The organism is Micromonospora sp. NPDC003816 (assembly GCF_042874705.1).
In the GTDB taxonomy this organism is placed as follows: domain Bacteria; phylum Actinomycetota; class Actinomycetes; order Mycobacteriales; family Micromonosporaceae; genus Micromonospora.
Genome location: NZ_JBIANP010000014.1, coordinates 1 through 24691, shown reverse-complemented (window position 1 = coordinate 24691; position 24691 = coordinate 1). Strand labels below are relative to the sequence as shown.

The window sequence follows — 24691 nt, the reverse complement described above, 5'->3', positions numbered from 1 at the left end:
CCTCAGGTCTGCCAGTCGAGGTCGCTGGCTTCGGTCATCGGGCCGCCCCGGATGAGTGCGACGATGGCGGAGTCGATGTCGGGACCGACGAAGAAGTCGTCGGCCCAGTGCAGCATGAAGACGCGTCCCTGGGCGTCCACGACCAGTTCGGATGGTCCGTCCTCGTTGTTGCCGAATGGGAAGACCGGGTTGTCGAACTCCTCCGAGAAGCCGTGTGCCTTGTCGGTGACGATGCCGCCGAGCGTAGGAAAGATGAAGCTCATGTAGCCGCCGCCGGGCTCGCCGTGACCACCGAACTGGGGAAGCCGCAGACCACCGAACTCGACCAGGGCGGCGCGGGCGGCGGGGGAGCATTCCAGGCCGGTGAGTTCGTCGGCGAAACGTCGCATCCAGTGGTTCACGGCGGAGGTGGCGTCGCGGCCGGGGCGCCAGCCGGCTTTGTCCAACACATGCCGTACGTCCGGCGGGAAGCGTCCCTCGGCGGCCCGGTGCTGGGTGTACTCCTCGGCGACCAGGTCCGGAGGTACCGAACGCCACCGTGACACCTCGCCGGTCTCCCGGTCGATGACGGCGCTGGGAAAGCCGGTGGATGTTGGAGGGGCGGGTGGTCCGTCGGTGGGTGGTGGTGGCGGGATCACTTCCCAGGCGACGTAGCCGAGGTCGAACTCGTACAACTCGATCTCGGGGTCGGGACCGGGTCGATCGGCGGAGGCCCACTGGCGTGCGATGGCCAGGGCCTGCTCGCGACTGATCATCGAACGACTCCTCGGGCTGGCGAGTTCGGTTTCGCCGGGCGGGCCGGGTGCGGGCATCGGCTGGCCCGGCGCCCTGCATATGGTAGGCACCGCGCGGCGCGGCCCACGTGACCGTGCCGGGTGTACGCCAGGGGGAGGGGTGCCATGCCGTCGCGGCGGGACCAGGTCCAGTCGTACCAGTTCTTCGTGCAACGGATGACCTCCGCGCTGGTGGCGCGTGACCCGGACCCGGAGTCCGCGCCGTTCCGTCGGCTCGGTGGCGCCGGTTTCGCCAGCGTGATGGTGGCGGTGCTGTTCCTGGGCGCCGTCGGGGTCTACGGCCTGCTGCGTCCCGGCGGCGCCACGAAGTGGAAGGAAGGCGGCGCGGTCATCCTGGAGAAGGAGACCGGCACCCGCTACCTCTATCGGGAGGGCCGCCTGCACCCGGTGCTCAACTACGCCTCGGCACTGCTGGCCATGGAGTCCGCTGCGCCGACCGTGTCGGTCTCCCGCAACTCGTTGGTCGGTACTCCCCGTGGCCCCCGCATCGGCATCCCGTTCGCGCCGGACGCGCTGCCGGCTGCCAACCGGATCCTGGACGGACCGTGGACGCTGTGCACGCAGCCCGCCCGCAACGCCGCCGGCGGGATCGTCGCCACCACCGTGCTCACCGTCGGGCGGGCACCCGAGGGCGGGCGCGAGCCCGGCGACGCGGCGCTGCTGGTACGCGACCGCAAGACCGAGCGACTGCACCTGGTCTGGCGCGACCACCGGTACGAGATCCGTAACGAGAAGATCGTGCTGGAGGGGCTCACCATGAGCGCCGAGCCGGTGGTGGAGGTCGGTGGTGCCTGGCTGAACGCCCTGCCCGCCGGAGAACCGATCGCGCCTCGTCGGGTCTCAGACCGGGGGACGACCTCGACCGCGCTGGCGAACGCCCGGGTTGGTCAGGTCTTCGTGGTGGAGAGCCAGAACGGCACGCGCCAGCACTACCAGGCCGAGCGAAAGCGGCTCGTACCGCTGACTCCGGTGCAGGCGGACGTGGTGCTGGCCGACCCGGAGACCCGCGCGGCGTACCCGGACTCCTCGGAACCCCGGGCGCTGGAACTCGCCGCCGGCACCGCCGCCGCCGCGCCGAAGGGCGAGGCACCGGCCCAGGGTCGGCACCGCGCCCCGGAGCAGCGGCCCGAGATCGCCCGACTGACCGGTGACCAGCCCGCCGTCTGTGCCGCCTACCAGCCGGACCAGGACGAGCCGACGGTGCTGCTCGACGCCGAGGTGCAACCGGTACGCGAGCCGGTGCGGACCGGTGAGCAGACCGGCGACGGCATTCCGCTGGCCGACCGGGTGGTGATCGCACCCGGTTACGGCGTGCTTGTCGATGCCGTGCCCTCCCCGGACCAGCGGACCGGCACCCTCAACCTGGTCACCGACATCGGCTACCGCTACCCGCTGGCGTCCGAAGGGGTGGCGGCGATGCTCGGCTACTCCGGTGTGCAGCCGGTACGACTGCCGGCCAGCCTGGTGGTCCGGCTGCCCGCCGGTCCCGCCCTCGACCCGGCGATCGCCAAGCGGGCACTCGACCCGGAGTGATCCGACCAGCCACAATGGAAGGCTGGGCCGGGTTCCTGGTCTAGCGTCGACTGGACACGACCCGTTACCGTTCGTACGACGATGGTGCGTGAGCGCCGACTGACACGCCGCCCCCGGTGACGCGGGGCGATCGAACGAGGACGGGGGTGACTTCCGCCATGTCGATGAATACCGACACCGGCTTGATGCTGAAGACCGAGGGTGACGTCGATGCCGTCGCCGACCGGCTCACCGGCAACCTCAACTCGCTGATGGACCAGCTCGCTCCGCTGTACGACCAGTGGAAGGGGGCCGGCGCGGGTTCCTTCCACCAGGTCCGTGAGCGGTTCGACCAGGACATGGCCCGGCTCAACGTCGCGCTGCGCGCGATCGCCGAGGCCGTGGGATCGGCCGGTAAGGACTACGACGTCAGCGACGAGGAGATCCGGTCGGACATGGAGGGCGCGGGCGCGACCGCCGGCCAGATCACCGCGGCGCTGAAGCTCTGACGGGGAGATAAGTCATGACGGAGATTCGGTACAACTTCGCCGGTCTGAACGCGGCGGCGGACAGCTGTGGTGGCGCGGTCCGGAACATGACCGGCGAGCTGGACGGGCTCAAGTCCGGCATCGCCCCGCTGCTCGCGACCTGGGACGGCGACGCCCGTGAGGCGTACTTCCAGCGGCAGGCAGAGTGGGAGTCGGCCGCCAACGACCTGCGTGACCTGCTCACCCGGATCGAGCGCGCGCTGCGCGAGTCGGCGGGCAAGATGCAGGCCCGTGAGGCGGCGAACCGGCAGAAGTTCGGCGGCTGATCCCGCCACCAGGAGACACCTCGACGGCCCGGCCCTGTGCCGGGCCGTCGTCGTGAGGCCTGTGCGGCAGTGCTGCCTGTGCCGCCGTGCTGGTCAGCCGCGCGGCGTCGACGTCGGTACCCGGAAGAACGCCTCCTCGGGCTCGTCGATCTCGGGCATCGGGGCGGGTGGCGCCGACGGCCGAGTGGGCCGCCACCGGGTGCGTCGCCCGCGCGGCAGCAACGCCGCCAGGACCGCCACGCAGACCGAGAGCACGGCCAGCGGCAGACCGATCCAGAGTGCCCACCGGCCGAAGACCGCCCACCGCTCGGCACGGGCCTCCGCAGCGGCGTCGTAGGGCACGTCGGGCAGCGGAGGTTGGGCCACCGGTGCCGCACTGGTCAGACGTTCGGTGACGGCGCGGTACGGATTGACCACTCCACTGCCGTACCCGGCCTCGGCGTCGCCACGGGCCGGGTCGGCGGTGGCCAGGATCCGCCGGGTGACCTCCTTGGCCGACAGGTTCGGCTCCGCCGCGCGGATCAGCGCGGCGGTGGCGCTCACCATCGGGGCGGCGAAGCTGGTGCCGTCCCAGACGCTGTGTCCGAACACGCGGGTGGCGGCCACCACCGCCCCACCCGGCGCGACGACGTCCACGTACGGTCCGATCTGGGACTGCCTGATCCGGGCCCCGTTCTGGTCGACGGCGCCCACGCCGATCACCCCGTCGAAGTCGGCCGGGTACGGCACCGGGTCGGGACGGGCACCGTCCTGGTGCTGGTTGCCGGCGGCGGCCACCAGCACGACGTCCCGATCCACCGCGTACCTGACGGCCTGCTCGACGTCCTTGTCCCAGTAGTAGAGCGTCACCGACATGTTGATCACCTTGGCGCCCTCGTCGACCGCCCGCCGGATCGCCCGGGCGAAGACCTCGCTGGTGACGGTGTCGCCACCGGTTCCCGGCTGCTCGTTGGCGTTGCGCTCACTGACCCGGATCGGCACGATCGTGGCGTCCGGAGCAAGGCCGTAGAACCCGATCCCCTCCATCCGGCCGGCCGCGATGATGCTGGCCACGGCAGTGCCGTGGGAGACACAGTCCACATCGCCCCCCGGCGCGTCACGCAACGCGTCGAAGCCGGCGGCCACCCGTCCGGCCATCTGGGGATGGGTGCTGTCCGTGCCGGAGTCGATCACCGCGACCTTCACCCGCGCACCGGTGCTGAACGGCCAGACCCGCTGCGGCGCCAACCACCGCTGGTGCCACGGGGTCTCGATGTTCATCTCTCCCGGATCGCTCGGATTCCGGCAAATCGTCGGATCGGCCCGGGCCGGGGTCGGGGCGGGCGCGGTCACCATCGTGGCCAGAACGGCTCCCACGAGGGCGAATGCCGCGATCGGACGGTCACGGAACACTGCCTGCTCACCTCCCCGTCGACCGGTGCCGGTGCATCCTAACGACGCTCGGCCGCAGACCGGCCACCCCGATGTCGCGCCCATTCAGTATGGTCGAGTCGCCACGCCCAAGGCGCGGGTGAGACGTGGACGTGCGCGGGGAGGGACACGCCATGGACGTACAGGCGCTGCGCGCCCGTGCCGACGAACTGATGGCTCAGTTCGAGCGGATGCGCTCCGGCGTGGGTGACCTCCAGCAGAAGATCAAAGCGGTGAAGGCCACGGTCACCTCCGAGGATGGCCTGGTCACCGTGACCGCCGGGCCCCGTGGGCAGGTGACGAAGGTCGAGTTCGACCCGCGCATCTATCGCCGTCCGGACTCCAAGGAGCTCTCGGCCACCGTCACCGAGACGATCCGCCGGGCGAGTGAGAAGGCCATGGCCGAGGTCGAGCAGCTCCTCCAGCCGTACGTGCCGGACAGCCAGTTCCAGGCCTACATCGACCACGATCTCGACGGGATCTTCCGACAACTGGACAGTGACCTGCCCGGGGAGGAGAAACGGTGAGCGAACTGCGCGAGACCTTCGTCAAGCCCGACGCGGCCCTGGACGGTGCCAACCGACTGGGCTCCGCCGGTGCCCTGCTGGCCATGCGTTTCCGGAGTGCCGCCACGACGATCGAGACGCTCAACGGCGGTCGGCCGTGGGGCGACGACGAGCCGGGCAACGAGTTCAACAAGAACTACCTCGGCGGCGACAACCAGCCGGCACAGAAGGTCCTCGACATGGGCCACGGTCTGGTGCCGGTGGTGGAGCTGCTGGGCCCGACCGTCAAGGGTGCGGTCGAGGGCACCGTCGACGTCGACGACATGACCCGGACGCTGTTCGGCGGCGAAGAGAAGTAGCCGGCGACCGTTCACCGGTCGACATCGGACGGAAGGGCACGCGGGGTGGCGGTACCCAATCCCAGGAACTCGCTGGGCGAGTACGCGTGGGTCTGGGACGCCATCTGCTGGGTGAGCGCGGGCGAGGCGTGGCCCAGCGGCGACGAAGACAAGATGCGGGAGCTCGCCGACGCCTGGCAGGTGATGGCGGACGCGATCAGCGAGGCGTTGGGCGAGGCCGACCCGGCGGTCATGAAGATCCTGCAGGCATGGGGCGGCGGTGCCGGCGAGGCGTTCGGCGGGCTCTGGAACCAGATCGCCGTCGACCCGAACACCGGCCTGCCGCTCATGCAGGAGGTCGCCGCAGCGTACGCCGCCGGCTGCGACCAGGCCGCTATGGAGATCGAGTACGCCAAGCTGACCGTGCTGATCGCGGTCTTCATCACCGTCATCGCGGTCTTCGTCGCCCTGCTGATGGCCTGGCTGGGCGGTGTGTCGGCCGGAGCGATCCCGGGCATCCTGGCGGCCGGTCGGCAGGCCGTGACGGTCGCCTTCCGCCGGTTGATCGCCCAGATGGGCCGGCAACTGCTCACCCGTGCCGGCATGCAGACGGCCCTGCGCGCCGCCGGCACGAGGCTCGGGCAGATCGTCAGCAGCCAGGGCTTCCGCCAGGGGATGACCCGGCTCGGCCTGGAACTGGTCGAGGAGATCGGCGAAGAGCTGATCATCGACGTGGGTGCCCAGGCGTACCAGATGCACACCGGCGAGCGGCGGCAGTGGGACGGTAACCGGACCCTGACCGCCGGGGTGGGCGGCGCGATCGGCGGCGTGCTCGGCACCGGCATGCATTTCGCCGGCCGGCGGGTGGCACCGCACATGCCCTTCTCCTTCCGCCCCTCGCAGCTCACCTTCCCCGGCAGCGGAATGGTCCGCTGGGGCACCACGAGTCTCGCCTCCGGCATGCAGAACGCCGTCGTCTCCCCTGCGGCCAGCGTGCTCGCCAACGGCACGGTCAACGGACAGTGGGCGATGCCGGGCGCGGACGCGTTCCTCGGCGGATTCACCAGCGGCGCCGGCCGCACCGGGTTGACCATGATCGGTAGCAGCATGGGCAACGTGGGTGCGAACGTCACCAACTGGGGCCTCGGCAGGACCGGCGACTTCAACCCCGGCGCCGGTCTCCCGGCGGGCGGAATCGACCCGGCTCTGAACGTCGGCACCGCCGACGGCCTCGGCACCGTCGGAGGTGTCAACGGTGGTGCGGGCGGCGGCCCGGCCGGAGCCGGTGCCACGGGTAGCGGCGCTACGGGTGGCGCCAACGGTGGTGCCGCCACCAACGCGGCGTCGGGAGGCAACACCGGCGCGACGAGCACCGACACCACGAGCGGTACGGGGTCCGGCACGACGGGCAACACCGGTGCCGACGGCGCGCTCAACGTCACCGGCGACGGGAACATCGACACCGCTGCGGTGGACCAGGACGTCACCGGCACGGTGCCGGACAGCGGCTCGGGCTCGATAAGCCTCGCGCCACCCACCGCGGACGCGGCGGTCGCCTCCCCGGTGGACACCTCGGCCGCGCAATCGGACGACAGGGCTGCCCCCACCACTACGGACAGCGCGACAGCAACTCCGGCCGGTGTCGTCGTCGAGGGCGCGGCCACCGCGCCTGCCGGCGACACCGCCGCTGCGAGCCCACCCACCAGCGACACCACCGTGCAGAGTGTCCCGGACGGGCAGGTCGCCGCGACCCCCGATTCGGTCCGTGTCGACCAGTCAAGCAGCAGCTCCACTGAGCAGTCCGGCGGCGGACCGGTGACGGCTCCGGGACCGGAAGTGGGTACCACCACACCCGGCGACAGCACGGCCGGACCCGCCCGCGGCGTCATCGAGACATCCCCTACGGACGGCTTCACCGACACCGGGTCTGTCGATGTTCGGGCCGACCCCATCCTCGCGGACACGCCACCAGCTGTGCTTCCCGGTAACCCGGTCACCACCCCGTCGGTCGGTCAGAACCCGGGCAACATCGCTTCGACGGTCCCGCCCACCGCGAACTTGTCTCCCCCGGCCGGATCCACGGTGTCCACCGGCCCTCAGGTGGGGGCGGGCCCCAACACCGCACCGCCGACGACCGCCGGCCCGCCGACGACCGGCACGAACAATGCGGCCACCACCACTCAGCCCAGCACCACCAACCCCGCCGCGCAGCCGGCGCCGAACCGTACGCCTCCGGCAGGGCCGACCGTCAATCCGGCGGCAGCGAACTCGGCGGGATCGGTCTCGCTGTCCCCGTCCACCGGTCCCACCTCCACCAATCCCACCCAACCCGGCACCGGCTCCCAGCAGAGTGCGCCCCACCAGCAAGCCACTCCGGCCTTGGGCGTACCTACCCAGCAGGACACCACGAGCCGCCCAGACAACCGACCCGCTCCGGGCCGGCCGGACCCGGGTATGCCGACCGCACCCACGGTGCCGGCCCAGACGGCCGGCACCCACCCGCCAGCCACCACCGTCGACACCACTGGGCCGTCAGTTCCCGACACTGCTGGCGACCCCGTGACGGGGCGGACAGATCAGGTCTCACCGCCGGCCGAAGGGCCGGTCGTCGTTCCTGTTCCGGGCAGTACGGGAAGCACCGTCCACAACGGGCCGGTCGGGCCGGTGGGGCCGGGGAGGGACACTGGTCAGGTCAATCCGGAGACTCTCCGACGCTCGGAGTCACCGACCGGTCGAGGTACCTACGGTTGGCATCTGGAGCCGACGTCGGTCAGCGACCCCACCAGCCCGGACGCGGAACGAACCCTGGTTGAAGCGTCGCGGACGCTGGCCGAGGCGGTGCGGTTGGAGGTCAAGGGCGGAACGATCTCCAAAGCCAAGCAACCCGGCATGGCTGGCGCCCTGCTGATGCCCAACGGTGACATCACGACGCACACCAGTATGACCCCTGACAAGAGCACCAAACCGCCTACCCAGCCGGCCGTCCACCCGTTGGCCCAGGCTGCTCTCGACCGGACGGCAGCGGTGCTGGGCAGGGGGGTCGGCGGCGGGCACGGCAAGTGTGCCGAAGTGGCACTGGTTTCGGACCAGCTCTATCGGCTTGAACAGCAGTGGCGTGACGCGGGACAGCCGGGCCGGTTCGAGACCTTCGCGCTGAACGCCTTTGAGAACGCCAAAATCGTCACGCATCAAGTGGCCACGGCAAGGTCGGATGGTGTCACCTATGACCTCGGGCACTACCGCCCGCCGTGCCGGAGCTGTGCCCATTTCCTGCCACAGTTCAACGTCGATCCGATCACCGACCCGGATCGTGACGTCTCCGTGTACCAACCGCCCGTACCCGGAGTAGTGGGTAATGGTCCACCGCTCAGCGACAACCGTCCGTACGGGCGGCCGGAAGGACTGGTGGCTCCGGACCAGGCCGACCAGGCAGCGCTCGATGCGGCGGTTCCCCGGGATGCGGGTACCGGCCGCCCTACGGTCCATCCGGACCCCCGCGAGGGTTCATGGGCAGGGCTGGTCAACGACGGTGGACCAACCACACCGGGACGCGACACCAACTGTGCTGACGTCGGCCTCTCCGTCCTGTCGACCTGGTACGGCCGGCCCGACGTGGCGGCCGTCGCTGCCGGTCAGGTGGAGCTGGGCAGTACGGCCCGGCAGGAACAGGCTCTCCGGGCCAGCTTCGGCCACCAGGGCAGTGGCTCCCCCGCCCTGGAAGCGGTCGCCGAGGCGCTCCGCGCCGCTGGTCCCGGCGCCGCCGCACTCGTGGTGGGCAGTTGGCCGGGTGACAGCGGCCGGGCGCACACCTGGAACGCCGTCAACCACGAGGGCACGATCATCTGGATCGACGGCCAGCACGCGACCCTGTCCGACGGCGAGCCGCTCTATGCCGACAGGGTGGGTGACGTCTGGGCCATCGTTCTCGACGCCGAAGGTGACCCGATTCGGCCGGTGGAGACACAGGGCACGACGAACCCGGTCCTGCCGCCGGATTCGACCGCGTCCGACGTGGGGCCGAGGATCGAGCCGAACACCGCTCCGTCGTCGGTCGTCGACCCGAGATTCACCGATCCGAACGCCGCGATCTGGCCCGACATGCAGGGCTGGCCGATGCAGGACACCCGGCAGTACGGGCCGGAGCAGTTGGCGCCGTTGGAGGATCCGCGCTACCAGGACGACGTCGCGGACAGCCTGTGGACCCCCGAGGGGTACGCGGTCTTCGCCGACCCGTCCACGCACCCGTACGGGCGGTTGATCAACGACGGTGGGCCGGACCAGCCGGGGCGCAGCAACAACTGCGTCGACTCCACGCTGGCCGCGCTGGCCAGCTTCTACGGTGATCCGCAGGTGTCCCATCCGCGCTGGCCGGATCGGCTCGACGACGGCTCCATCGAGACCGAGTTGGGGGAGTTGGCCGGTGTCGACCGGATCGCGAACTGGATCGGCGGCGACTGGGTCGGCGACAGTGCCAACGAGGCGATGCCGGGTACGCCCGTCGAACGGGCCGAGGCCGTGGCCGACCGGTACGCGCAGCTCTACCAGAGTGTCCTCGACGGGGGGCCAGGCACGGCCGCCGTCGTGGTGGTGGACTGGGTGCAGTTCGACGGGAACGCCGCTCCGCTGCTCGACGCCGACGGTCACACCCAGGCGGCCGCCCAGCACGCCTTCCTGCTGGTCTATCCGGAGGGCGCGGACGGGCCGGTGTGGTGGGACCCGCTGTACGCCAGCACCACCACCGACCCGCTCCCCGGGGACTATGTTGGACTGACGCAGAACCTGTGGTCGATGGAGGTACACCCCGGCTATGCCGATGAGCAGGGAGGAAGCCCAGCAGCTGATGACCCGGCTGCTCGGGACGGACAACCCGGTGGCGGTCTTCCCCTTCGAGTTCGGCTGGGCAGCCCAGGAGACGCTCTCCCCGCAGCAGCGGGCACAGGGCCGGCAGATGGGCCAGGGGGTCTTCATCATCGACCGGACGGGAGTGGTGACCGCGCATCCCAGTCTGCCTCCACCGTTGGTCATGAAGCGGTACACGACGGCCCGCCGGGAGGGCCGGATCACCGGCCGGCAGGTCTGGCCGACACCGGACCCGACGGACTGAGCGACCCCGGCGTACCGACGCCGGACCAGACCGACTCTGCGCCGACCGACACCGATCACGGGTTGTCGGAGACGCGGCGGATCGGCCCGGGTGAGTTGGCGCCGCTGGAACACCCCGGCTATCAGTCGGACGTCGAGCAGAGCCTGCGGACGCCCGAGGGCTACGCGCTCTTCGCCGACCCGTCGACACATGCCTACGGCAGGTTGGTCAACGATGGTGGGCCGGATCAGCCGGGCCGGGCCAACAACTGCCTCGACTCGTCGCTGGCTGCCCTGTCCAGCTTCTACGGTGACCCGCAGGTCTCCCTCCCTCGCTGGCCCGACGTCCGTCCGGACGGGTCGATCGAGACGCTGGCCGGGGAGGCGAGCGGTCTCGACCGGGCCGAGGCGTGGCTCGGTGTCGACTGGTCCGGCGGTTCGGCGGACCTGCCCACCACGCCGACCGAGAACGCGGCGGCGGTCGCCGAGCAGTACGCGCGGCTGCATCAGTGGGTCGCGGCGGCGGGTCCGGGCACGGCGGCCCTGGTCGTGGTCGAATGGCGCAGGACGGATCCGAACACCGGGGACATCGTGCTCGACGGCGGGCACGTGCAGGCCGGGGATTCGCACTCCCTGGTCGTGGTGCATCCGGAGGGTGCCGACGGACCGGTCTGGTGGGATCCACAACGGGGGATGACGTGGCCGCAGCCCCCAGCGGCGTACATGGCACAGACGTACGCGCTGTGGTCGATGGTGCCGTGGGTGGAAGGGGGTCCGGGTGACACAGGACGAGGCGCGGGCACTGATCACACGCCTGCTGGGCACGCCGAACGAGATCGAGATGCATCCGTTCGAGTTCGGGTGGCTGGCGAAGGAGCAACTGTCGCCACCGGAACGGGCCCAGGGCCGGCACCTGGGCCACGGGAGCTACATAGTCGACCGGACGGGAGTGGTCACGGCGCAGATGAGTCTGCCGGTGCCACTGTTGATCATGGAGTACACCCAGGCCCGCCGGGAGGGCCGGATCACCGGCCGCCAGGTCTGGCCGACGGAGGACCCGACGGCCTGACCGACGTCGGTCCCGCGCCGTCGCTGCCGGAGAGCCGGCGGTACGGGCCAGGTGAGCTGGCCCCCCTGGAGGATCCGCGGTACCAGGACGACCTGGCCGCGAGTCTGGCCACGCCGCAGGGGTACGCGGTCTTCGCGGACCCGTCCACCCACCCGTACGGCCAGTTGGTCAACGATGGTGGGCCGGACCAGCCGGGCCGGGCCAACAACTGCCTCGACGCGTCGCTGGCGGCCCTGGCCAGTTTCCACGGCGACCCACAGGTGTCGGTGCCACGGTGGGCGGACCGGACCGACGACGGCGCGATCGACCTGGTCTCCGGTGAGCGGGGCGGCCTGGAACGCGCCGAGGCGTGGATCGGCGGGGAGTGGATCGGCGGGCCGGACAACCTGCCCACCGACCTGTCGGCCCGCACCGACGCGGTCGCCGACCAGTACGCCGACCTCTACCGGCGGGTGGCGGAGGCCGGTCCCGGCGCGTCGGCGCTGGTGGTGGCCGACTGGCTGTACGTCGACGCGGCCGGGCAGCCGATCCTGGACGCCCACGGCCAACCGGAGATCGACGGTGCCCACGCGTTCGTGATCGTCTTCCCGGTCGATGCCGACGCGCCGGTGTGGTGGGATCCGCAGAGCGGGACGACGTCGGCGGACATGCCGGCCGCGGACATCCGGGAAACCCATGCCCTCTGGGCGATGATGATGCCTGACGGAGAGGGGCGAGTTGACCGAGGACGAGGCGCTGACACTGATCAGCAGTTTGCTGGCGACCCGGAATCCGATCGTGCTCCGGGAGTTCGAGTACGGCTGGCTGGCCCGGGAGAGGCTCTCGGAGCAGGACCGGGCCTCGGGGACGCACGTGGGCCAGGGGAGCTACATCATCGACCACTCGGGAGTGATCACCGTGCACCCCAGCCTGCCGCCCCGGCGGGTCATGCAGGAGTACGCCCAGGCGCGACGCGAGGGGCGGACCAGGGGCCGGCAGGTGTGGCCCGAGGCGGAACCGACAACCTGACCGGACCGGCCGACCGGACCGACGTCGGCGATACCCGGACGAACGGCGACCGGGCCGGCACGGTGATCACCGCGAGTGCCCTGCCCGGCACCGACTTCCACGGCCAGGGTCGTGCGGAACCCGACCCGGACGCCGTCCTGGACCGGGCTCGTGCGGTGGCCGGGCAGGTGGCCACCCACGCCGAGGTCTCCGAGGTGCTCGCCCGCCCGGACGGCACCTACCAGGTGACCCGGGCCGACGGCAGCACGTTCACGCTCCGCCTGACCAGTGGGCCGGTCGCGGACGGCGCGGTGGCGACCAGCCGGTTCGGCAGCGACGGCGTCGCCGTGGTGACGCTCTCCGACCGAGCCGCCGACCGGGTGGTCGAGCGGGGACTGGCCCACGAGGTGGCCGAGTTGTCGGCGCTCGGGCGGCCGGTGGATCCGGCAGCACCCACGGTCGCCCCGCTCTCCCCCGCCGACCTCGCCGAGCTGCGGACCGCCGCCCACCAGGTCGCCGTCGCCGACCGCTGGTCGCTGGGCGCTGCCCGCCGCGAACTGGCCGCCGTGGTCGACCGCCTGGGCCTGCGGGACGGCATGCTCGGCGCGGAGCAGCGCCTGAGCGGGGTACCGGCCGCGACGCGGACCGCCCTGACCGAGGTGTACCCGGACTGGTACACCGACCGCCGGGGCCGGGCGCTGGACCGCCTGCCCGCCGCGCCGACCAGCGACCCTCGCCCGACCGGACTGCCCCGGCTGCGTACCTATGTGATCACCCACATCGCCACCAACTCGACGCTCACCGCGTTGGCGGTGAAGCTGACCGTGGACGCCGGTCGGCCGGAGTTGGCGTTGATGCTCGGCGTCGGTGGGGTGATCGGCGCGGTCGCCACCGGTCCGGCGAAGTGGCTGGCGAAGCGGGCCGGTCTGGCCGCCGAGGACCGTCGGGCCCGGCACGACGCCCGTCATGAGGCCCGCTCCACCGTCGACTCCGATGTCACCACGGGCCGCGAGGTCGCCGCGCGGGCCGACGACGTGGGGCCGCCGACCCGGGAGGCGGACTCGGCGACGGGCCGACTGGAGAGCCGGGTCGAGGCGCTCGGACAGCGGCTCGACGCCGGGGAACGACGTCGTCGCCTGATCGGCCGGCCGCGACGCTTCGCCCCGCCGGATCCCGGCCCGCCGGCGAGCGGCCCGCCGACGACCAACCGGTCCGACCCGTCCGCGACGGCGGATTCCACCGAGCCGGTCGGCCTCACCCCGCACGAGCAGGGGCGGCTGGCCGAGTTGCGGGCTCTCGCGGCACAGCGCGACGCCGCCTCCACCTTCGCCCGTCCCCGGGTGACCCGCGAGATCCGGGCACTGCTCGACGCACTCGGTCTGCGACAGAACACTCCCGGTGTCGAGCAGCGCCGGGAACTGTTGCCGGAGGACCTCCGGTCGATGGCGGACCGCTTCGGCGGTTCCCGTACGGCGATGGTGCGGCACCGCCTGGCGGCGGCCGTCGACGGGCGACCGACCGAAGGGGACCGGCCCGGCAAGGTGGCGCCGTGGTGGATGGGCACTGCGGAGAACGCGCCCAGCGTGCTCGCCGCCGGCAGCATCGCCGTCGTCGGTGACCTGGTCGGTCAGCTCCGACTCGGCTGGTTCGCGATCACCGCCGGTCTGACCGCGATGGCCAGTGGGTCCGTGGTCGACCCGATCATGGCCCGTCGGGAGGCGGCGGCCAAGGACGCCCGCGACACCTGGGACACGGACCACCCGGCGATGCCGGCGGACGCGCAGCTCACCCAGCTCACCGAGGCCGTGACCGGCCCGGTGGACCTGGTGACGGACCGGGTCGCCGACGTCGTCCGGCGCACCGCCGATCTGGAGCAGCGGGTGGTCGACCTGGACCGGCGGCTGGCCGAGTCGCACCGCCGTAACAGCGCCGCCGGGTCGTTCCGGCGGCTGCTCTTCGGCGACCCGGCCTGGGCGGGGCTCGCCGCCCCTGACGCCACGTCCCCGACCCGCCCCGGCGACCCGACGGGTGGTGGGACGACCACCGCCGATCCGTCCACCGGCACCCGTGACCCGGGGGACGCGGCGGCGCTCAGGCAGCTCGCCGACCTGGCGGCCCGGCACGACGCCGCGCGCGGTCCGGTCCGGATCCGGCACGCGCGTCACCTGCGGGCGTTGCTGAACCAGCTCGGCCTGCGCGACGGCACCCCGGGGGCCGCACAGCGGCGCGAGCACCTGCCGGCCGAGCTGCGACCGGTCGCCGAGCGCCACGGCCGTCGGCTGCTGGCGGACCGGATGGCGCGGATCTTCGTCGGCCGGCCCGCCGACGCCACGGACAGTGACGCGCGGCCGAGCAACGTGCCGAACGCCGGTGTGTACGCGGTGGAACAGACCCCCGGGCCGCTGGTGCAGGCTGCCACCACCGTCGGCCTGGCCGGCGTGATCCAGGTCGCCGCCGGGGCGGGGCCGCTGAACATGGCGGCCGGCGGCGTGCTCGGCTCGGTACGCGACCTGGCGCTGAAACGGATGGAGACCAGCGTCAAGGACGCCCGCCGCAAGTGGGACCTGGACCATCCGAACCCGGCGGCGGACTCGGCGGCACGCGTGGACCGGCTCGCCGTACCCACCGAGGTCGTCGTGACCGACGCGGCCCGCAGGCTCCGGGTGGCGGTGGCGAACCTCGGCCGGGTCACCTCGGCGGTCGACCGGTTGGCGGGGCGTGGCGCGGAGAACGGACCGCCGGCACCGACCCCGTCGACCTCCCGCGACGGCGACACCACCACGACGGAGGGGCCGGACGTCCTGCGCCGGGCCGACTCGTGGGAACTGCAGGTCGCCGAGAGCCACGTCCGCACCGCCGACCCGATGTCCCTCAAGCCCGCCCTGCGCGAGCTGTACGCGGTCATCGACCGGCTCGGGCTGCGCGAGGGCATGTTCGGCCGGGTGGACCGGGTGGCCCAGTTGTCGCCCGAGGCACGCCAGGTGGTCGTCGACTACGGCGGCGACCGGGCCAGTCGGTCGGTCCGGCTCCGGACGCTGCGCGGAAGACAGAGGTACATCGACGTCGGCCGTCCGCCGGGCGTGCCCAGCCTGCGGACGTACCTGCGCGCCAGCTTCGCCACGACCGGCCTGGCCGGCGCGGGGGGCACCGCGATCGCGCTCGCCCTGTCGAGTCCGCTCGCCCCGATCATCCCGGTCGCCGCGCTCGCCGCCGTCCCGGTGATCGGCGCCGCGAAGTGGTACGCGAAACGGGCCAGCCTGGCGGCCGACGACGTACGGACCCGGTTCGACGCCCGTAGCGACGCCCGGGCGGCAGCCGACAAGGTGGACCAGGTCGTCGACCGGTTGCAGGAGCCGGTCCGGGAGCTCGGACAGGCGACGGCCGACCTGGAGGCCCGGCTCGACGCGGCCGAGTCGGCGGCCGATCGGCTCACCGAGCGCCTGGCCGGGGCACAGCAGCGCAACGGCGTACTCGGGCGTCTCTTCGGCGCCTTCCCGCGCTCCGCGGACCCGACCGCCGTCGACCCGACCTCGTCGGACCCGGCCGCCGGTCGGCCGGACGGAGGGACCGACCCGGACTCGGGGCGGATCACCGCGGCTGCCGTGCCGGACTCCGGGTTCCACGGCCTGGGCCGTCCGGCCGCCGACCCGGCGGCCGTACTCGACCTGGCACGGGCCGCCCTGCCGCAGATCGCGCCGTACGCCCAGGTGGACGCCGTGGTGCAGGTCGGTCCGGACCTGTTCGAGATCCGTGTGGCCGGGCAGTACCCGCTGACGGTGCGCATCACCACCGGCCCGTTGACCGACGGCGTGGTGGCCCAGTCGACCCGCGACCCCGACGGGACGTTCACCGTCACCGTCTCCGACCGGGCCGTCGACCAGGTCGTGGCGCGGGCGCTCGCGCACGAGGTGGCCGAGTTGTCGGCCCTGCACGAGTCGGGGCAGGCACTCGTCGGGCCGCTGGACCCGGGCAACGTGGACGGCCGGATCGACCCGGCCGGGCTCACCGCCCACGACCGGGGCCGGATGGCGGAGATCCGCCTGCTCGCCGCCGCGTACGCCGACGCCGACCCGGCCGGTCGGCTCGCGCTGCGTACCGAGATCGACGCCCTCGCCGACCACCTCGGCCTGCGGGTGGGCGACCCGGAGGTCCGGGGCAGGTGGGCGCTGCTCCCTGGTGACGTGATGGCCCACCTGGTGCAGCTCAGCGTGCCCGCCCTCACTCCGGCCGCAGTGTCGGAGGTACTGGCGGGCACACCGGACCCCAGCGAGGTCGAGCGGGTGCGGCTGATCGACTACCGGGCCCGGCTGGCGCCGGACTTCCAGGTGCCGCAGCAGGCCGATCTGGCCAACCGGCTGCGGGAACTGGCCATCGAGGCCGAGCAGGCGCAGACCGGGATTCCCCGGATGCCGTCCTTCGCGGGAAGTATCGTCGGCCTGCCCCCGGCACAGCTCGACCGGATCCGGGCCGTCGCCCCCGACCTTGCCGACCGACTCGGCCGTGACGGCATCTACGTCGACGTGACCGGCCGATACGACCTGCGCCCGTACATGGTGGACGGGGTTCCGGCGATCGATCTCGGCGCCGCCCGACCGGTCTTCGACCTGACCACCGAATCCGGTCGACGGGCCCAACTGCACGAGGACCGGCAACGCGCTCACGCCGCCCTGCGGGGGCTGCGCGGCGATCAGGCCGCCACCATCCTCGCCGACCACGAGTTCCACTACCAGGGCACGGCCCGCTGGATGGGGTTGGTGCCCGACGTCCTGACCGAGACGCTGCGCGGCATCACCCCCACGCCGCCGGACACCGCCGCCGCTGCGGAGACCGCCCCGACCGAGGGACCGGCCGGCGAGATCGAGGTGACCGCCGACCGGGTGACGCTGCCGGCGGAGAAGGCGGCCGGCAGCGGACCGGTCTACGGGGCGGCGTTCGACGCCCGGACCGGCCAGCCGGCACCGCTGTTCGACGGCCCGCCGAAGCGGACCGACGTGCAGCAGGGCGCACTCGGTGACTGCGGCATGATCGCCGTGATCGGCTCGGTCGCCGGTCACCTGCCGGACACCGTCGCCCGGATGTTCCACACCAACCCGGACGGCTCGGTGGACGTGCTGCTGCACGAGACCGACGGGCCGGGCAGCGCGGTCACCCCCACCGGACGCCTGCTCCGGGTCACCGTGTTCCCGGATGTGCCCGTGCACGCCGCCTCGAAGGGCCGCAGCGCCTACGCCGACCAGTCGATGGTCGGTACGTCCTGGGCGTCACTGCTGGAGAAGGCGATCGCGGCGGTCGACCGCACCTGGACCCCGCAACGCCACGACCAGTGGCAGCGGCAGTGGAGCGCCCGACCCGACGTCGACGCCGCCCAGGCCGCCCCGCTCGGCTACGCCCGGCTGGGCAGCGGCAGCAGCCGCTATGTGCAGGCGGAACTGCTCAGCCAGATCACCGGCCTACCGACCAGGGTCGACCAGCTCGACCCGACACCCGGACGGGAGGCCGACGCCGAGGCCCGACTGGCGGCCCTGCTCGACGCCGGCAGCCCGGTGATCACCGGTACGCACCCCGCCGCGCGCTACGAGTCGTACGAGCACGGCAAGCCGCCTCACGGGCTCTACGCCGGGCACGCCTACGAGGTCGTGTCGGTGACCGACGGCGAGGTGCGGCTGCGCAACCCGTGGAACGACAGCCACCCCGCGCCGATGCCGATCCGCGATTTCCTCGACCTGATGAGGCCCACGTACGCGCACGTCGAACTGGCCCGCAGCACGGTCGAGGCGCTGCCGGACTCGCAGTTCCACGGTCACGGCCGACCGGCCGCCGATCCCACCGCGGTGCGGGACCGGGCCCGGCTGGTGCTGCCCACCCTCGCCGAATCGATCGGCGCGACCGAGGTCGTCGCCGTCGGCCCGGACGCCTTCGAGGTGCGGACCGACGGCCTGGACCCGTTGCGCGTCCGGGTCGTCGCCGACGCGCTGCCCACCGGCACGGTGGCGCAGACGACCCGCAACCTGGACGGCACCTTCACCCTCGCCGTCTCCGACCGGGCCGCCGACAGCGCGGTCGACCGCGCGCTGGCACACGAGACCGCCGAACTGCTGGCCCGGCACGAGACCGGCGTGGCTAAGGTCGGCCTCTTCGACCAGGACACCGTCGACGGACCGATCGACCCGGCCGGCCTCACCGTCGCCGACCGGGGACGGCTGGCCGAGCTGCGTCTGATGGCCACCTGGTACGCGCAGGCCGACCCGACCGCCCGGCTGGCCCTGCGCGCCGAGATCGACACGCTGGTCGACCACCTGGGCCTGCGCTCGGGTACGCCGGACGCACGGGAACGTCTGGCGGTCGTGCCCGCTGACGTCTGGTACCACGTGATGACGCTCAGCCTGCCGGCGATGACACCGGAGACGGTGAACGACGTCCTGGCGTACCGACCCGACCCGACGCTCGTCGAGCGGTACCGCGCGATCGACTACCGAGACCATCTGGCCCCGGACTTCCGACCGCCGCCGGAGGCTGCCGAGCTGACCGCGAAGCTGCGCGAGTTGGCCGTGCACGGGGAGCAGCGCCAGTCCTCGATGCCCCGAATGCCCGCCCTGGCCGGGCAGCTCATCGGCCTGCCGCCGAACCTGTTGGACCAGATCCGTCAGGTCGATCCACGGTTGGCCGACCGGGTGGCCGCCGAAGGCGTCTACGTCGACCTGACCGGCCGCTTCGACCTGCGCCCGTACACCCTCGACGGCGCACCGGAGTTCACCCTCACCGCGTCGGCGCCCGCGTACGACCTGAACACCCCGGCCGGTCGCCAGGCCCTGCTCGCCGAGGACCGGATCCGCATCGACGCCGCCTTCCGGGCCGCCTACGGCACGAATCGCGCCGCGATGGCCGTACTCACCACCCACGCGTTCCACTACCAGACCGACGCGCGGCGGATGGCGCTGGTGCCGAACGCGTTGACCGAGGCGCTGCGGTCGATGATGCCGCCCGAGACCGAGGTCGAGGTCGAATCCACTCCGACGGTGACCACCGGCGAGGTCACCGCGACCGCCGACCGAGTCACCCTGCCCGACCCTGTTCCCCGACGCGTCGTCGAGTACGGGCGCCCGATGGATACCCGGACCGGGCGACCGGCACCGGTCTTCGACGGTCCACCCCGCCGTGACCAGGTACGACAGGGCATGCTCGGTGACTGCGGAGTACTGGCCACCATCGCTGCGGTCGCCGGTCACCGACCAGACGTGCTGGCGCAGCTCTTCCAGACGAATGCGGACGGCACCGTCGATGTGCTGCTGTACGAGAGCACCCTGCTCGGTGAGACGATGGCGCCCACGGGTCGTCGACTGCGCATCACGGTGACCCCCGACGTACCTCTGCGATCCGTGGCAGCCGGATCGGCGGCCTACGCCGACCAGTCGGTCAACGGCGCAGCCTGGGCCTCCCTGCTCGAGAAGGCCCTGGCGGCAGTCGACCGGACCTGGAGTGTGGAGCAGCGCCAACAGTGGCAGTCGAGTTGGCTGGCCTGGCACAGCCCGGACGATCCGCACCAGGCGGCGCCGACGGGCTACGCGCGGCTGAACATCGGCAGCACCCCCGACATGCAGGCGCAACTGTTGACCCAGCTCACGGGTGCTCCCAGTCGCGCATCGACGTTCGACGTCCGGCCGGGACAGGAGGCTGCGGTCGCGGCGCGACTCGGCGAGCTGCTGGCCGCCGGCAGTCCGATCATCACCGGCACGCTGCCGAAACGGGACTACCCGGCGGAGATTCGTCATCAACTCCCGTTCGGCCTGGTGCCCGGCCACGCGTACGAAGTGGTCGCGGTCGCTGATGGCCGCGTGTCGTTGCGAAACCCGTGGAACTTCGATCATCCGGCGGAGATGCCGATCCTGGACTTCCTGCACCTGATGAGCACGTCCTATGCCCACTTGGACGTCGCGCCCGCAGTCGCGCCCAGGCCCGCCGCAACAGCGCCCGGCCCGCTCGAGACCGATGCCGCCGCGGCGCGGCTGGATACGCCGAGTCCGGCACCGAAGGCGCCCGCTCAGAGCGAGCCGGAACGCTCGCACCGTCATTCGCTCGGTCGCACGTTCCTCGACGAGCACCCGACGACGGTCGGCTACTTCGCCCTGCTCGGTGCCGACGGTACGGTGAATGGTCTGCTCGTGGTCGTCTCCTCCGAGCATGGGCAGCGCACGGCCCACTGGAGCGCCGACGGTGGGCAACCAGGCGTCGGAGGATCGATGCCCGTCAGTCGGGAGGCGGCCGAACAGATCGCGCAGGACGTGCTCGGGTTCAGGCTCCCTGAGGAGTCCGTGCTGCACGACATGGTGAACGGCTGACGATGCCGACGACAGGACAGGGAGAACGGCCGTTGCGCTCCTTCACGGAGATCACCTCCATACCGAACAACGTCCCAGTCGACATCGGGCACGCCCGACTAGCGGTGCGATGGGTCGACGTGGGGCCGCCGGTGCGCGCCGAGGTGGTGGTCATGCCGCACTGGGCCGAGGAGTCCACGCATCACGAGATGCGGCTGGGCGAGACGTTCCCGGTGGGTGACGAAACCTGGCGGTTCGCCGACCTGGACATGGCCAGCGAGGACCAGTGGGAGGTCACGGTTCGCCGGGTGGACGCGAACGAGGTGATGGATCCACCCACCGGGCGCCTGTGGAAACCCTCTCGGCTGCGACCCTACGGCCAGGTCGACGAGGCACAGCTCCAATCGGTCGAGTCCGCACTAGGGCTCCGCCTGCCCGCGGATTACCGCGATTGGTTGCGCCGCAACAACGGCGCGCAGCCCGAGGTGCCGCACCACGTACCCGGAGTGCCGTTCGCCCTGACGCCGGAACGCCCGCTGTTCGGTGTGCACCCCGACTATCCGCTCTTCGATCTGGTGCAGGCCCAGCGCCGACACCGCGACCCGTGGCTGTCGCCGGCCTGGCTGGTGATCGCGAACCCCTCCGGCGGCCTGCTGGTCGTCTCGACGCGGTCGGGCGACTCGATCGTGTACTTCGCTCACGAACTGGACCTGGTCGGCCCGCCCGGTCCACCTGCTTCCGTCGCCCGGGAGAGGAAGCTACGCGGAGTGGCCAGGTCCATGGGCTATCTCCTCGGCCGGCTCACCCCCGTGGAGGTCGACCACCTCCCGCCGGTGCAGATGGTGCCGCCCAGCACCTTCACCGATCCCCGCAACCACCAGGACGGGCAGCCATGAGTACGCCGACCCCAGAGGCCCTGCTGCTGCCACTTGGGCAGTACTTCGGCACCTTCCACCCCAAGGTCGGCGCCTCGGAGCGCTACCAGCGGGTCCGGCTCGGCCCGGACGTGTGGGACCTGGACGACCCGCGTTTCGCGTTGTGGGCGCTCGCGCACAGCACGGCTGACCGCGAGGAGGAACAACTCTGGTCGCTCACCTCGGTGCGGCGGGCGGCGGGCGTACACCTTCCCGGTGTGGACGTCGAACCGCTGCTCGACGGCCTGCTCACCGAGGGCCTGCTCGTCGAGGTGACGCCCGACGCCCCGGCGGCGGTCGACTTCGCCCAGCGCCACCGGCTCGGCTCGCGGATGGTGGGGCTGGGCAACAGTGCCGACGAGCCCTGGCTGTGGTCGATCGGCTTCTTCGAACGGCCGATCGTGAAGGTCACCCGTACGATCTACAACCTCTGGGAGAGCGGGCGCTCCGGCGAGAGCCTCTGGGACGTCTGCGAGTCGCTGGCCGCCGACGAGCGCGACAGCGGAGGCACCGACACGGAGCTGACCGAGCCGGAGTTGCTGCTCACCGCGCTCCTCCGGGCCCTGCACCCGCTCTTGCTGGCCAGCGTGGTCTATCTGGAGCCGCAGCCGTGACCGAGACGAGGACACCGCCGATGACCCAGCCGTTGATCCTGCCGGTCGGCCGATACACCGGCGAGTTCCATCCCGAGGCGGGCGCGCCGGTCGCCTACTACTCGTTGGGCATCGGTCGCCTCGTGGTGACGATGGAGGATCCGCAGGCGTTCGCCGTCTGGGCTGCCGCGCATCCCCCGACCGACGCGCCGACCCGGCCGTGGACCAGGAGCGCCCTGGAGGAGTCCGCCACCGCCGTCGGGGTCACCGACCCGGAGCGGATCGTCGACGGGTTCCTGGAGGACGGGCTGCTGGTCGAGGTGAGTCCCGACGATCCCGACCTGGAGGGGTTCGCCCGCGCGCACCGGGTGTTGCCGCTGATGGTGTCGCTCGGCAACAGCCCGGACGACCCGTTGAACTACGGCATCGGCCTGTTCGGCATGGAGCCGGTGGTCCGGGTGCCCACCCTCGTGCACGACGTCTGGCAGTGGAGCAGCGTCGGCGACAGCCTGTGGGAGGTCTGCGAGGTGTTCGCCGAGGCCGGCGCCCGGGTCGACTTCGTCGACGAGCGGGAGCACGATCCCCGCCACGTGTTGCGTGAGTTCCTCGCGGCGCTGCCCATGCTGCTGGCCACCAACGCCGCCTGCCTGGACGAGGCCCGCGGCCTCTGACCGCGTCGCCGCCGTCGGGGACCGGCGGGTCCGACTCAGTCGAGCTGCGCCAGCATCCCGGCGTACGTGTCGCGCACCGCCCGCAGCCGCTCCCGCCGGAACCGACCGGGCTCGCGCTGGTGCAGGTGACGCCCCCGGTCGCTGGCGAAGGTCTCCGGGGGGACCGCGTCGCCGTCGGCCGGGATGAACTTGCCGACCTCGTCCAGCGCGGCGACGGCCCGGGTCAACGCTGCCCGGGCCCGCTGCCGGGAGTCGCCGTCCGCGTTCACCGACACCTGTCCGGCGTACGCGTCGGCGACGAGCAGCCATTCGCCCGGGTCGAGCAGCTCCGACGGCTCGTCGCCGCCGTAGCGGAACCCGGTGCCTGCCGCGCCGAGACCCGGGGGCAGCCGGAAGACGAACTCCCTCTCCCGCCCGCAGCCGGCGCAGGCGCCGGTGTACCGACTCGCCAGCTCGCCGTCGGCCATCGCGACGACCGCGCTCTGCCGAGGGAAGCCGACGTCCCCGCACGAGCAGGGACGCAGGTCCATGTAGAGGTGCGCCTCCGCATTGGTGCGGCTCAGCGGCGGGGTCATCGGCCTACCGTACCGATCGAGCTGTCCGGGCACCGTCCCCGCCGCCCGCTGGCATACTCGCCGACCATGGTGGTGTCGCGTGGCTGGGCCGTGTTCCTCGCCGGTGTGGGCGTCTGGACCTGGGTGATCTGGCCGAGGTTCGCGGTGGCGATCTGGAACGACGAGCGGTCCTGGTCCAGCGGCACGGTCGGTGACTGGCCGGCGACCGGCTTCCTCTGGGTGCACGCGCTGCTGATCGGTGCGTCGCTGGCGATCGGCACGACAGTGGGACTGCTCGGCGTACGCGCCTGGCGGATGTCCCGCCGGGGTACCCGCTGAGCTGGGCACCCGGGTGAACCACGGGGGTCGTGCTGCGGTCCGGTTCCCCAGGCGTCGCTGCGTGTTGACCTGGTGGAACAGGCCACTTCGGACCGGCGAAGCGTTCACGGGACCCGAAGTGTGACGGGGACCGCTTCCCCCGGATTTGACGATCAAACCTGTGGACGCGTAACTTTCTCTCTGCCGCTGCGGAACGGGCAAACGGGGCGAAAGCCACGAGGTCCGGACCAGGCGGTACCGAGTTCAGTGCGGAGTGATCCTCAGTGGACGCGGTCCGGGCGGGGCCCGACGAAGACGCCGAGGGGCGGATTTGGCGGAGCGGAAACGACCGGGTAATGTTCACGACCGGCAGGGAACCGGGCGAGCTAGCGGGAAACCGCAAGCGGCCGGCCTGCCAAATCCGACGATCGAGCGAAGCGGTCACCGCTGCGCCTGATCACGGATGCCGAACCGCCAGAAGCGTGACGTACCGGGACACACCGGTTGACACGGGCCAGACGGTAAGGTAACGTAGTAAAAGTGCCCGCCGCGAGGTGGGTGCGGATGATGCCCCGGAGGGGTGCCTGCTGGTGTGGGTGTTCTGATGGTGTGTGGTTGTTCTTTGAGAACTCAACAGGGTGCTTGATAAGCCAGTGCCAAATTGTTTTATGATGCCCCGTGCCAACTTTTGGGTTGGTGGGGATTCCTTTGGCAGCAAAATTTTGTTGCTGGGGTTTGCTTTTCCAATTAGGTTTTTGTTGGAGAGTTTGATCCTGGCTCAGGACGAACGCTGGCGGCGTGCTTAACACATGCA

13 protein-coding genes and 1 rRNA gene are annotated in these 24691 nt (G+C 71.8%); 11 read left to right on the top strand and 3 right to left on the bottom strand.

The features are described from left to right. Window positions 1-2: 2 nt before the first annotated feature. Window positions 3-755: an SUKH-3 domain-containing protein gene (locus ACFYTT_RS28050; RefSeq protein ID WP_176095506.1), complete on the bottom strand. Its 753-nt coding sequence runs from the start codon at window positions 753-755 to the stop codon at window positions 3-5. A gap of 144 nt (window positions 756-899) precedes the next feature. Here ACFYTT_RS28050 and eccB point away from each other — a divergent pair, with 144 nt between their 5' ends. The 3 genes from eccB to ACFYTT_RS28035 all read left to right on the top strand — a co-directional run bounded on the left by eccB (window position 900) and on the right by ACFYTT_RS28035 (window position 3120). Continuing rightward, the gene (gene eccB / locus ACFYTT_RS28045; protein ID WP_387263587.1) at window positions 900-2327 is read left to right on the top strand and encodes a type VII secretion protein EccB; all 1428 of its coding nucleotides are present in this window, start codon (window positions 900-902) and stop codon (window positions 2325-2327) included. A gap of 158 nt (window positions 2328-2485) precedes the next feature. Then, window positions 2486-2815 (top strand): WXG100 family type VII secretion target, encoded by a 330-nt coding sequence (locus ACFYTT_RS28040; RefSeq protein WP_131057127.1) that lies wholly within the window; start codon window positions 2486-2488, stop codon window positions 2813-2815. Between the two features lie 14 nt (window positions 2816-2829). Then, window positions 2830-3120 (top strand): WXG100 family type VII secretion target, encoded by a 291-nt coding sequence (locus ACFYTT_RS28035; RefSeq protein WP_131057129.1) that lies wholly within the window; start codon window positions 2830-2832, stop codon window positions 3118-3120. A 93-nt stretch (window positions 3121-3213) separates the two neighbouring features. Here the strand turns inward: ACFYTT_RS28035 and mycP are convergent, their stop codons facing one another. Next, window positions 3214-4455, bottom strand: coding sequence for a type VII secretion-associated serine protease mycosin (mycP, locus tag ACFYTT_RS28030; protein WP_176096054.1), 1242 nt, complete (start codon window positions 4453-4455; stop codon window positions 3214-3216). A 209-nt stretch (window positions 4456-4664) separates the two neighbouring features. On the opposite strand from mycP, the gene ACFYTT_RS28025 reads away from it, so the two are divergent. Genes ACFYTT_RS28025 through ACFYTT_RS28000 form a run of 6 tightly spaced genes read left to right on the top strand, consistent with a single transcriptional unit; the run spans window position 4665 to window position 23005 of the window. Then, a complete protein-coding gene (locus tag ACFYTT_RS28025) occupies window positions 4665-5057 on the top strand; it encodes a YbaB/EbfC family nucleoid-associated protein (RefSeq protein WP_131054305.1) in 393 nt (130 codons plus the stop codon). Next, the gene (locus ACFYTT_RS28020; RefSeq protein WP_131054304.1) at window positions 5054-5395 is read left to right on the top strand and encodes a hypothetical protein; all 342 of its coding nucleotides are present in this window, start codon (window positions 5054-5056) and stop codon (window positions 5393-5395) included. Before ACFYTT_RS28025 ends, ACFYTT_RS28020 begins: the two co-directional genes overlap by 4 nt. 45 nt (window positions 5396-5440) lie before the next feature. Next, a complete protein-coding gene (locus tag ACFYTT_RS28015) occupies window positions 5441-20848 on the top strand; it encodes a toxin glutamine deamidase domain-containing protein (RefSeq protein WP_387263583.1) in 15408 nt (5135 codons plus the stop codon). A 32-nt stretch (window positions 20849-20880) separates the two neighbouring features. Continuing rightward, entirely contained in the window at window positions 20881-21723 is an 843-nt protein-coding gene (locus tag ACFYTT_RS28010) for a DUF6406 domain-containing protein (RefSeq protein WP_387263580.1), read from the top strand. Next, window positions 21720-22355 carry a hypothetical protein gene (locus tag ACFYTT_RS28005; RefSeq protein ID WP_387263578.1) on the top strand — a complete coding sequence of 212 codons (636 nt, stop codon included), beginning with the start codon at window positions 21720-21722 and terminating at the stop codon, window positions 22353-22355. The genes ACFYTT_RS28010 and ACFYTT_RS28005 overlap by 4 nt, the downstream gene beginning before the upstream one ends. Before the next feature lie 20 nt (window positions 22356-22375). Then, on the top strand, window positions 22376-23005 hold the full coding sequence (locus ACFYTT_RS28000) for a hypothetical protein (RefSeq protein ID WP_131054391.1): 630 nt from the start codon (window positions 22376-22378) through the stop codon (window positions 23003-23005). A 35-nt stretch (window positions 23006-23040) separates the two neighbouring features. Here ACFYTT_RS28000 and ACFYTT_RS27995 read toward each other — a convergent pair whose 3' ends face one another. After that, entirely contained in the window at window positions 23041-23580 is a 540-nt protein-coding gene (locus ACFYTT_RS27995) for a hypothetical protein (protein WP_176095503.1), read from the bottom strand. Between the two features lie 66 nt (window positions 23581-23646). Between ACFYTT_RS27995 and ACFYTT_RS27990 the strand changes: the two genes are divergently transcribed. Next, window positions 23647-23898, top strand: a complete 252-nt coding sequence (locus tag ACFYTT_RS27990; RefSeq protein ID WP_176095502.1) for an SCO4848 family membrane protein — start codon at window positions 23647-23649, stop codon at window positions 23896-23898. 734 nt (window positions 23899-24632) lie between these two features. Further along, window positions 24633-24691, top strand: a 16S ribosomal RNA gene (locus tag ACFYTT_RS27985); the annotation flags it as partial.